This window comes from Nonomuraea sp. NPDC050227, from assembly GCF_044459705.1.
Taxonomy (GTDB): domain Bacteria; phylum Actinomycetota; class Actinomycetes; order Streptosporangiales; family Streptosporangiaceae; genus Nonomuraea.
The window spans coordinates 1-9,053 of record NZ_JBITJF010000027.1; the positions used below are offsets into that span (position 1 = coordinate 1).

Here is a 9,053-nt window from a genome sequence, read left to right on the forward strand (position 1 = left end):
ATGCTCAGCGGCCGGTCGATCGTGGTGCCGTTGGCGTAGCGGAAGGTCAGGCTCTGCGGGCCGGTGGCCGCCGCGCTGACCTGGAACTCGACGTAGGAGCCGGTCGCGTTGTCGTAGTTGACGAAGCCGGAGCCGGTGTAGCCGGCGTGGTTGGACTCCACGACGCCCCGCGCGATCGTGGCGGTCTCGGCCTGGTAGTCGGTGAAGCCGCTGACCTGGACGTCGGCGTCGAGGTAGTCCCAGTTGGGGTTGCCTCCGGCGGTGGCGGCGGTGGCCCTGATCGTGTTGGGGCCCGCCTTGACCTGGGCGGTCAGCGTGACCGTGGCCCAGGTGTCCCAGTTCGCGGTGGGGGCGAAGGCGCGGGAGGCGGCCACGACCGAGCCGTTGACGGCGAGGTCGGCGGGCCGGTCGCCGGTGGTGCCGTTGGCGTAGCGCAGGGCCAGCGTGGCGGTTCCGGCGCCGGGCGCGTTGACGGTCCACTCCGTGTAGGAGCCAGCGACGTTGTCGCCGTTCACGAAGCCGCTGCCGGAGTAGCCGGTGTGGTTGGACTCGACAGCTCCCTGCGAGAGCGTCGCGTTCTCGGCCTCGTACCTGGTGGGGGCGGCGTCGGCGGGGCCGGCGGGCACGGCCAGCGCGCCCGCGACCAGCGCGAGGACGCATAACCGGGGCTTCCACGAGTTCATCGGGTGGCTCCTGGGGGGTGAGCGGCTTTTCATCGTGTTCCCACAGGGAGTCACACCCGTCAACAAGTTGTCGATCTTGGAACGCTCCAACTTTAGGAAACTTTACTAACTCGGCCCGGAGGAGACGTCGGAGGTGCTGACGGCCGTGGACAGACATCCGTGCGAGATGTATGCCTGAAGCAGATGGGAGGTCGGACCTGTGATCGTCACCCTTCGGCGGGAGCCCCGCGCCATGCGGCCCGGAAACCGACGTCAACGCTCACCCCCGGCGGCTGGACAGCCGCGCGGTGCTGCCGGGACGATATGTGATCATGGACCAGAACGACCCCGGGGAGCCGCGCCTGCGGCCGGCCGAGCCCGATGACCACGGCCGCATCGTCGCCGTGCTGGACGACTGGTGGGGACGGCCGATCAGCGCCGGGCTGCCGCGCCTGTTCCTCGACCACTTCCACCGCACCAGCCTGGTGGCCGAGGACGACGACGGCCTGGCCGGGTTCCTCATCGGGATCCTGTCGCCCTCGACGCCCGGCCTCGCCTACGTGCACTTCGTCGGCGTCGCCCCGCGCCTGCGCGGCGGCGGCCTGGCCCGCCGCCTCTACCTGCGCTTCTTCGCGCTCGCCACGGCCGACGGGCGCGACCGGGTCAGGGCGATCACCTCCCCGGTCAACGGCGCGTCCATCGCCTTCCACGCCGCGATGGGCTTCACGGTCACCGGGCCCGTCCCGGACTACGACGGCCCCGGCGTCGACCGCGTCGTCTTCGAGCTGCGGCTCCCGCCACGCTGACGGCCGCGCCCGCTCATCGGGGGTCCGTACGGGCGTTGAGCCGGTTCAGGGTCGTCGCGAGGGCCGATCCGTAGACCACGTGCCCGAGGGCCATCACCGCGGGACGGCCGGGCCGGTCGCGGGAGACCGGCGGCAGGATGTCCAGGCTCGGGATCCAGCCCTCGTAACTGGCGATCCAGATCGTCAGCGCGTACCCGACGCCCAGCGCGGACGGGGTGCGGCGCCCGCGGGTGAGCAGGCCGTACAGGGCTCCGGCGGTGACGCCGAACCCCAGGTGGGCCAGCGCCCCCACGACGCCCTCGCCCGGCTTGGGGCGGTGCCGGTGGCCGGGCAGCAACGCCCGCGCGATGCGTTTCGGCGGCTGGTCCTCCATCAGGCCCGCCCGGCTGCCGGCGAGCATCACCACGCTCATCGCCGCGGTGGCCACGGCGCCGCCCGCGGCGCCTTTCATGAGGTTGCGCATGCGAAGTCCGGTGCCCGGGACGGAACGCCGGAAACCGGCCATGACCCGGATCACGGCCGTCGGCTGACATGCCGGCCGGCCGGCAGGGCAGGAGGAACGGTCTTCCCGACCAGAGAGGACCGGATGGGCGACACGGCGGCGGAATGCGAGCGGGTGGCCAGGCAGGCGCTCGGCCTGACCGACCTGCGGCCCGGCCAGCTCCGGGCGATGACGGCCCTGGCCGAGGGCAGGGACACGCTGGTGGTGATGCCCACCGGGAGCGGCAAGTCGGCGATCTACCAGGTGCCGGCCCTGCTGCTGCGCGGCCCGACCCTGGTGGTCTCGCCGCTCATCGCCCTGCAACGCGACCAGGTCGAGGCCCTGCGCGACCGCGACGAGGAGGCCGTCAGCCTGGACGCGGGAACGCGGGCCGCCGAGCGGGCGGAGACGTTCCAGGCGCTGCGGGCGGGTGAGACGGAGTTCCTGTTCTGCGCGCCCGAGCAGCTCGTCCGTCCCGACGTCCTGCGCGAGCTGGCCGCCGCGGCCCCCTCGCTCATGGTGGTGGACGAGGCCCACTGCGTCTCGGCCTGGGGGCACGACTTCCGCCCCGACTACCTGCGGCTCGGCGCGGTGGCCGACGCGCTCGGCCGTCCGGTCGTCGCGGCGCTGACGGCGACCGCCGCCCCGCCGGTACGGGCGGAGATCGCCGAGCGGCTGGGCATGCGGACGCCGGTGGAGATCGTCCAGGGGTTCGACCGGCCCAACATCTCGCTGGAGGTGCGCCGGGCGCTCGACGACCCCGCCGGCGACATCGTCACGACCGTCGCGGCGGCGAAGAAGCCCGGCATCGTCTACACGAGCTCGCGCAGGCAGACCGGACGGCTGAGCGGGCTGCTGGCCGAGGCCGGCGTACGGGCCGCCGCCTACCACGCCGGGCTGCGCCGGGCCGAACGGGACGCGGTGCACGACCGGTTCATGGCCGGTGACCTGGACGTCGTGGTCGCGACCAACGCCTTCGGCATGGGCATCGACAAACCGGACGTGCGTTTCGTCCTGCACGCCGAGATCCCCGGTTCGCCGGACGCGTACTACCAGGAGATCGGCCGGGCGGGCCGGGACGGCGAGCCGGCCGACGCCCTGCTGTTCTACCGGCCCGAGGACCTGGGGATGCAGCGGTTCTTCACCGGCGGGACGCCCGACGAGGAACGGCTGGCGCGGGTCGCCGAGGCGGTCGCCGAGTCCGGCCCCGGCAGCGACCGCAAGGGCCTGGCCGAACGCGCCGGACTGTCGGCGCGACGCCTCACGGCGCTGCTGGACCTGCTGGAGAGAGCCGGCGCGGTACGCCTCGGCACCCGCAAGGTCGATCCCGTGCCCGGCCTCGACCCCCAGGCGGCGGCGAGCCGCGCCAGGGAGCTGGCCGAGCGCCGCCGGGACGTCGACCGCAGCCGCCTGGAGATGATGCGCCGCTACGCCGAGACCACCGACTGCCGCCGGCGTTTCCTGCTCGGCTACTTCGGCGAGGAGCTCGCCGACAACTGCGGCAACTGCGACACCTGCCGCGCCGGGACCGCCGGGCAGGCGTCCCCGGAGGGCGGCCCCTTCCCGCTGCACGCCCGGGTGGAACACCGCGCGTGGGGGCCCGGCCAGGTCATCCAGCGCGGCGAGGACCGCCTGACGGTCCTGTTCGAGGACGCCGGATACCGCGAGCTCCAGCTCGACGTGGTCCTCGAAGAGGGCCTGCTCGCCGAGATCCGGACCGGCTGAGGGACACGCGGACCGGCCTAGCGCCGCGCCGGGCCCGGGAAGCGCAGGATCCAGCGGCGCTGCCACGGGGTCTCGACCGCCCGGGGATGGTGGTGCTCGCGCGTCCAGGCGACGGCGTCGGCCGGGTCGAGACCGGCCAGGACGGCCAGGCAGGCGACGACCGTGCCGGTGCGGCCCACGCCGCCCCCGCACGCCACCTCGACCGCCTCGCCCGCCCGCGCCCGCCGGTGCAGGTCGCCGATCCGCTCCACGGCCGCGTCGCGGTCGCGGGGCAGCAGGAAGTCGGGCCACTCGATCCACGCGTGCGGCCAGCGCAGCCCGTCCTCGTGGCGGCGGGTGAGTCGCGCCGACCCCAGGTAGAGGCCGAAGCCGGGCGCCGGGCCGTCCGGCAGCGGGTGGCGCAGGCCCCGGCCGCGGATCCAGGAGCCGTCCGGGAGCCGGAAGGCGCCCGCGAGCGGCGGCTCGCCCGTCGGGCCGTCCGTCGGAGTCGTCACGGATCCTCCTCGTGGTCTCGGGGCCTGCTCAGCCCGCGGTCCCGCAGAATACCTTGACGGCCATGCCCATGATCTCCGCCGTGGACGGGTTCCTGGTCGAGGGGTTGAGCGACAGGGTCAGCGACTTGCCGGAGTCCGAGCGGAACGCGAACGTCAGGTAGCCGATCAGCTCCCCGCTGTGCCCCCACACCGTGCCGCACGGCAGCGCGTACGCCTGCAGCCCGAGGCCGTAGCGGAACCCGGCGCCCGTCTCGACGGTCGTGCGCATGGCCTTCAGGGACGCGGCGCTGGTGAGCCTGCCGCCCAGCAGGGCGGACATGAACCGCTCCAGGTCCGCGGCGGTCGAGATCATCTCTCCCGCGGCCCAGTCCAGCGAGGGGTTCATCCGGGTGGCGTCCACGAGGCCGGGCATCGGCTCGTACCCCTTGGCGTGGGGGGACGGCAGGCCCGCCCGGTCGCCGGGGACCAGCGTGTGGCGCAGGCCCAGCGGGCGCAGGATCCGGCGGGCGACCTCCTCGCCGTACGTGCGGCCGGTCAGCTTCTCCACCAGCAGGCCGAGCACCACGTAGTTGGTGTTGGAGTAGTGCCACTTGCCGTCGTCGGGGAGCTTCTTGGCGAAGGCCACCTTGAGCAGCTCGCCCGGCCGGTAGGAGCGGAAGCGGGCCTCGCCGCGCCAGCGGTTGGTGGAGTAGCCGGGCTCGCTCATGTAGTCGTACAGGTGGCTGGTGTGGTCGAGGAGGCCGCGGACCGTGATCCGGTCGCCGCCGGGGACCAGGCCGGGCAGGTGGTCGCCGATCGGGTCGTCCAGCTTCAGCTTCCCCTCGTCCACGAGCTGGAGCACCACGGTGGCGACGAAGGTCTTGGTCACGCTGCCGATCCGGAAGTAGCCGCCCGGCGAGGGGCGTCCGCCGCGCTCGACGTCGCGCACGCCCGCCGAGCCCGTCCAGGTGCCGCGCTCGTCGGTGACCCGGGCGAGGGCCGCCGTCGCGCCCTGTCCCGCCACGATCCCGGCCAGCTCCTTGCCCACTCCGGCGCCCGGCGCGCCCGCCGCCATCGTCGCCGCCACCAGCACGTTCATCATCGTCTGCATCATGCGGTCAACGTTAGGAAGATCGGCCGTACGGCGGAATGCGGTGCTCCGCCCAGTCCTGCTGCGGAAAACCGCAGCCCGTCGGGAGGGGGGTTGTCCCTACCGCGGGTTGGCGTGCTGGCGTACTGATGCGGGCGAATTCTTCGCAGATAGCGTGTTTTCATCGTAATCACGCACTGAAATGGATAAAGCTGTTGTTTAGTCGTAAATCGCTGGGTCGTGTCCTGGGCCGTTCCGCCGTCGTCGCCGTGGCGGGCGCGGCCTGTCTCGCCGTCACCGCCGGCGGCGCCGGAGCGATCGTCAACGGCGGGAAGGCCACGGAGGCGTACCCGTTCATGGCCTCGATCCCGATCAAGGCCCCGGCCCTGGGGCTGACGGACGGCGTGTGCGGGGCGGCGCTCATCGCGCCGCAGTGGGTGGTGACCGCGGCCCATTGCCTGGACATGGAGGTCGGGTCGATCCCGAAGGGAACCGTCCGGGTCGGCAGCGACCTGCGCAAGTCCGGCGGGGAGGTGCGCGAGATCGCCCAGGCCGTGCTCCACCCCCGCTACTCCCAGAACACGCCCAACAGGAACGACATCGCCCTGGTCCGCCTCGACCGTCCGGTCACCCACAAGCCCGTGCCGATCGCCGCGCGGCCGGGACGGCCCGGCACCCCGACCCGGATCATCGGCTTCGGCGTCACCGAGTCCAAGCCCGACCCGGCCGACTGGAAGATGTCCCCGCGGCTCAACCAGCTCGACACGCGCCGAGGCGCCCCGTCCGAGTGCGGGCCCGGATACGCGAGCGGCACCCGCCTGTGCACGGTCAGCCGGGTGCCCAAGGCCATGGCGTGCAACGGCGACTCCGGCTCCCCGCAGCTGCAGCGGGGCAGGAACGGCCGATGGGAGCTCATCGGGGTCACCTCGGGGCCCGGCGCCAAGAGCCCGTCCTGCGCGGAAGGCCCCGGTCTGTACACCAGCGTGCCGGCGTACGCGGAGTGGCTCGACCGGACGATCCGCGCCTACAGCTGACCGGCGGGGCTGCACCGGCGGTTGAGGGCGCGCCGCCCGGCGGCCCAGCGCCGCCCGCCGCACCCGGCGCGAAGCTTCCGGGAGCGGTTCAACGACAGCCTTGAAGTCATGAGAACCGAAACCGAGCCCGCGCACGGGACGCCGGTCCCGCCACCGCCCCCGCCCGCCCGCACGGCGCAGGCACGCGGATGAGCCGCGCGCAGGACGTCCCCGCCACCTGGCGGGAGCTGCTGGGACGAGAGCATCTCGGGGCAGCCGTCGTGCCGGCCGGGGGAGTGCTCGCCGGCGCGATCAACATCTACCTGGCGGCCGGGCTGCTGCCGACCGCGGTGGCCGAGCTCGGCGGGGCGAGCTTCTACGCCTGGAACATGACGGTCTACCTGGTCGCCATGGTGATCGCCACCATGCTCACCGCCCGGTCGCTGTCGGCGTGGGGGACCGTCGGCTCCTACCTCGCCGGGTTCGCCACGTTCACCGCGGGCTCGCTGGCCTGCGCGGCGAGCCCGGCGATGGCGGTGCTGCTGGTCTCGCGCGGGGTGCAGGGGCTCGGCGCCGGGCTGCTGTCGGGGCTCGGGTTCGCCGTCGTCCGGTCGGCCCTGCCGGCCCGGCTCTGGACGCGCGGCACCGCGCTCATGTCGGCCATGTACGGCGTCGGCAACTTCGCCGGACCCGCGCTCGGCGGGCTGTTCGCGCAGTTCGGGGCGTGGCGGCCGGCGTTCGCGGCGATGGCGGTGATCGGGGCCGGCTGCGGCCTGGTCGTCCCGCGGGCCCTGCGCGGCCGGGGCGACGCGCCGCGCGACGGCGGTGCCGGGCGGGTGCGGGTGCCGGTGGGCTCGTCGCTGCTGGTGACGGCGGTCGCGGGGGCGGTGAGCGTGGCGGCGGTGGTCGCCGGCACGCTCGCCAAGACCGCCGTCCTCGCGGTGGCGCTGCTGGCGGCCGTGGGGTTCGTCGTCCACGAGCGGCGCAGCGAGCACAGGGTCCTCCCGGCGGAGACCTACCGGCCGGGTTCGCCGCTGAAGTGGGTCTACCTGACAATCGGGGTGCTGACCTTCGGCGTCGCGGTCGAGTCGTTCCTGCCGCTGTTCGCGCAGCGGCTGGCCGGGCTGCCGCCGCTGGTGGCCGGGTTCTTCGCCGCGGCCGTCTCGTTCGGCTGGTCGGCGACCCAGATCGGCAGCTCGTCGGTGGCCGGGCGGCGCGCGGTGCGGCGGCTGCGGGTGGCCGGCCCGCTGCTGCTCGCGGCCGGTCTGCTCGTCCAGGGGCTGGTGCAGCGTACGGACCCGCCGGGATGGCTGGTGCTGGTCTGGGTGCCGGTGCTGTTCGCGGCCGGCGCGGGGATCGGCCTGGCCTACCCGCACCTGTCCGTGGCCGTGCTGACCGGCACGCCGGACCCGGCCGAAGGCGGCCGGGCGGCCGCGGCGATCGCCACCGTGACCAGCCTGTCCGTCGCGTTCGGCACGGCGGTCGCCGGCATCCTGGTCAACCTCGGCGGCGCCTCCATGCTCGACTCGGCCCGGTACGTGCTGTTCGGCTTCGCGGCCCTCTGCGCGACCGGCGCCCTCACCGCCCACCGGGCTGCGCGGCGGGAGCGGGACGATGGACTCTCCCCCCGTGGGAGGCCGCAGGCTGCCTGACGGGGCCGGACCGGCCGGCGGCCCCGCGCCCGATGATCGAACCGGCCAGAGGAGAGCGACGCATGACCATCGTGGAAGGCATCGAGGCTCGCGGCATGGAGCACTGCGAGACGACGGCGCTGGGGGTGCTGCTCCGCCACCAGGGGCTCGACCTGTCCGAGCCCATGCTGTTCGGGCTCGGCTCGGGCCTGTCCTTCGTCTACTGGGACGCCAAGGGCATGGACGTCCCGTTCCTGGGCGGCCGGGTCAAGCCGTTCGAGCTCACCAGGAACCTGGCCGCCAGGCTGGGGCTGACCCTGGACGTGGCCGAGACCGGCTCGGCCCGCAGGGCCTGGGAGAACGTGGCCGCCCGCATCGACGACGGCCTGCCGGTCGGCCTCCAGCTCGACAGCCACCACCTGGACTACTTCGGCTCGAAGGTGCACTTCGGCGGCCACGTCGTCGCGATGTACGGCTACGACGAGCGGCAGGCGTACCTGGTGGACACCGCGCAACAGGGCGGCGCGGTGCGGACGAGCCGGGACAGCCTGGCGGCGGCGCGGTCCGAACGCGGCCCGATGACCGCCAGGAACCGGTCCTTCACCCTCACCCTGCCGGGCGGCCCGCCCGCCTGGCGGGAGCGGGCCGTCCCGGCGATCAGGGCGTGCGCCGAGGCGTTCCTCGCCGCGCCCATCGCCAACCTGGGCCACCGCGGCATCGACAAGGCCGCCCGCCTGGTGCCCAAGTGGCTGGACCGGGTGGCCGAGCCCGCGCGTGACCTGTCGCTGGCCGCCCTCCTCATGGAGAGGGGCGGCACCGGCGGCGGCCTGTTCCGCGCCCTCTACCGGGACTTCCTCGGCGAGTGCGCCGGATTCGTCGACGACGACCGCCTGCGCGTCGGCCACCGCCTCTACGCCGAGGCCGCCGCCCTGTGGACGGACGTGGCCGCCCTGATCGCCAAGGCCGGCGAGGGGCGCGAGGCGGCGTACCTGGAACAGGCCGGGCCCGTCCTGCACGACCTCGCGCGCATCGAGCGCGAGGCCATGCAGGCCCTGCGCGAGCTGTGACCGCGGGCCGCTAGACGAGTAAGTCCTAAGTCGTTCGGAGTGCAGGCACGACGAAGGGTGTCGAGGATCGATGTGTGACGAACGACCTCAACACCCTTCTGACCG

General features: G+C 73.9%; 9 protein-coding genes. 5 read left to right on the forward strand and 4 right to left on the reverse strand.

The window, feature by feature from the left end:
• The coding region (locus ACIBK9_RS51740) for a CBM35 domain-containing protein (protein WP_397166811.1) at positions 1 to 683 on the reverse strand (683 nt) is incomplete at its 3' end.
• Between the two features lie 311 nt (positions 684 to 994).
• Here ACIBK9_RS51740 and ACIBK9_RS51745 point away from each other — a divergent pair.
• The gene (locus ACIBK9_RS51745) at positions 995 to 1,468 is read left to right on the forward strand and encodes a GNAT family N-acetyltransferase (protein WP_397166813.1); all 474 of its coding nucleotides are present in this window, start codon (positions 995 to 997) and stop codon (positions 1,466 to 1,468) included.
• A 13-nt stretch (positions 1,469 to 1,481) separates the two neighbouring features.
• Here the strand turns inward: ACIBK9_RS51745 and ACIBK9_RS51750 are convergent, their stop codons facing one another.
• The gene (locus tag ACIBK9_RS51750) at positions 1,482 to 1,931 is read right to left on the reverse strand and encodes a DUF6789 family protein (RefSeq protein WP_397166815.1); all 450 of its coding nucleotides are present in this window, start codon (positions 1,929 to 1,931) and stop codon (positions 1,482 to 1,484) included.
• Between the two features lie 123 nt (positions 1,932 to 2,054).
• Between ACIBK9_RS51750 and ACIBK9_RS51755 the strand changes: the two genes are divergently transcribed.
• Entirely contained in the window at positions 2,055 to 3,674 is a 1,620-nt protein-coding gene (locus ACIBK9_RS51755; RefSeq protein ID WP_397166816.1) for a RecQ family ATP-dependent DNA helicase, read from the forward strand.
• Positions 3,675 to 3,691: 17 nt separating this feature from the next.
• Here the strand turns inward: ACIBK9_RS51755 and ACIBK9_RS51760 are convergent, their stop codons facing one another.
• Together ACIBK9_RS51760 and ACIBK9_RS51765 are read right to left on the reverse strand one after the other, a co-directional pair.
• Positions 3,692 to 4,168 carry a protein-tyrosine phosphatase family protein gene (locus ACIBK9_RS51760; protein ID WP_387670227.1) on the reverse strand — a complete coding sequence of 159 codons (477 nt, stop codon included), beginning with the start codon at positions 4,166 to 4,168 and terminating at the stop codon, positions 3,692 to 3,694.
• 28 nt (positions 4,169 to 4,196) lie between these two features.
• Complete coding sequence (locus tag ACIBK9_RS51765) at positions 4,197 to 5,261, reverse strand: serine hydrolase domain-containing protein (protein ID WP_397166819.1); 1,065 nt, start codon at positions 5,259 to 5,261, stop codon at positions 4,197 to 4,199.
• Positions 5,262 to 5,452: 191 nt separating this feature from the next.
• Between ACIBK9_RS51765 and ACIBK9_RS51770 the strand changes: the two genes are divergently transcribed.
• The 3 genes from ACIBK9_RS51770 (at position 5,453) to ACIBK9_RS51780 (ending at position 8,948) form a co-directional block, all read left to right on the forward strand.
• Positions 5,453 to 6,271: a S1 family peptidase gene (locus ACIBK9_RS51770; RefSeq protein ID WP_397166821.1), complete on the forward strand. Its 819-nt coding sequence runs from the start codon at positions 5,453 to 5,455 to the stop codon at positions 6,269 to 6,271.
• Positions 6,272 to 6,459: 188 nt separating this feature from the next.
• Positions 6,460 to 7,902 (forward strand): MFS transporter, encoded by a 1,443-nt coding sequence (locus ACIBK9_RS51775; RefSeq protein ID WP_397166823.1) that lies wholly within the window; start codon positions 6,460 to 6,462, stop codon positions 7,900 to 7,902.
• A 62-nt stretch (positions 7,903 to 7,964) separates the two neighbouring features.
• Complete coding sequence (locus tag ACIBK9_RS51780; protein WP_397166825.1) at positions 7,965 to 8,948, forward strand: BtrH N-terminal domain-containing protein; 984 nt, start codon at positions 7,965 to 7,967, stop codon at positions 8,946 to 8,948.
• The last annotated feature ends 105 nt before the right edge of the window (positions 8,949 to 9,053 follow it).

Coding starts and splice junctions, on each gene's coding strand:
- ACIBK9_RS51765 (WP_397166819.1), bottom strand. CDS start 5,261: ATGATGCAGACGATGATGAACGTGCTGGTGGCGGCGACGATGGCGGCG.
- ACIBK9_RS51775 (WP_397166823.1), top strand. CDS start 6,460: ATGAGCCGCGCGCAGGACGTCCCCGCCACCTGGCGGGAGCTGCTGGGA.
- ACIBK9_RS51750 (WP_397166815.1), bottom strand. CDS start 1,931: ATGCGCAACCTCATGAAAGGCGCCGCGGGCGGCGCCGTGGCCACCGCG.
- ACIBK9_RS51745 (WP_397166813.1), top strand. CDS start 995: ATGGACCAGAACGACCCCGGGGAGCCGCGCCTGCGGCCGGCCGAGCCC.
- ACIBK9_RS51780 (WP_397166825.1), top strand. CDS start 7,965: ATGACCATCGTGGAAGGCATCGAGGCTCGCGGCATGGAGCACTGCGAG.
- ACIBK9_RS51755 (WP_397166816.1), top strand. CDS start 2,055: ATGGGCGACACGGCGGCGGAATGCGAGCGGGTGGCCAGGCAGGCGCTC.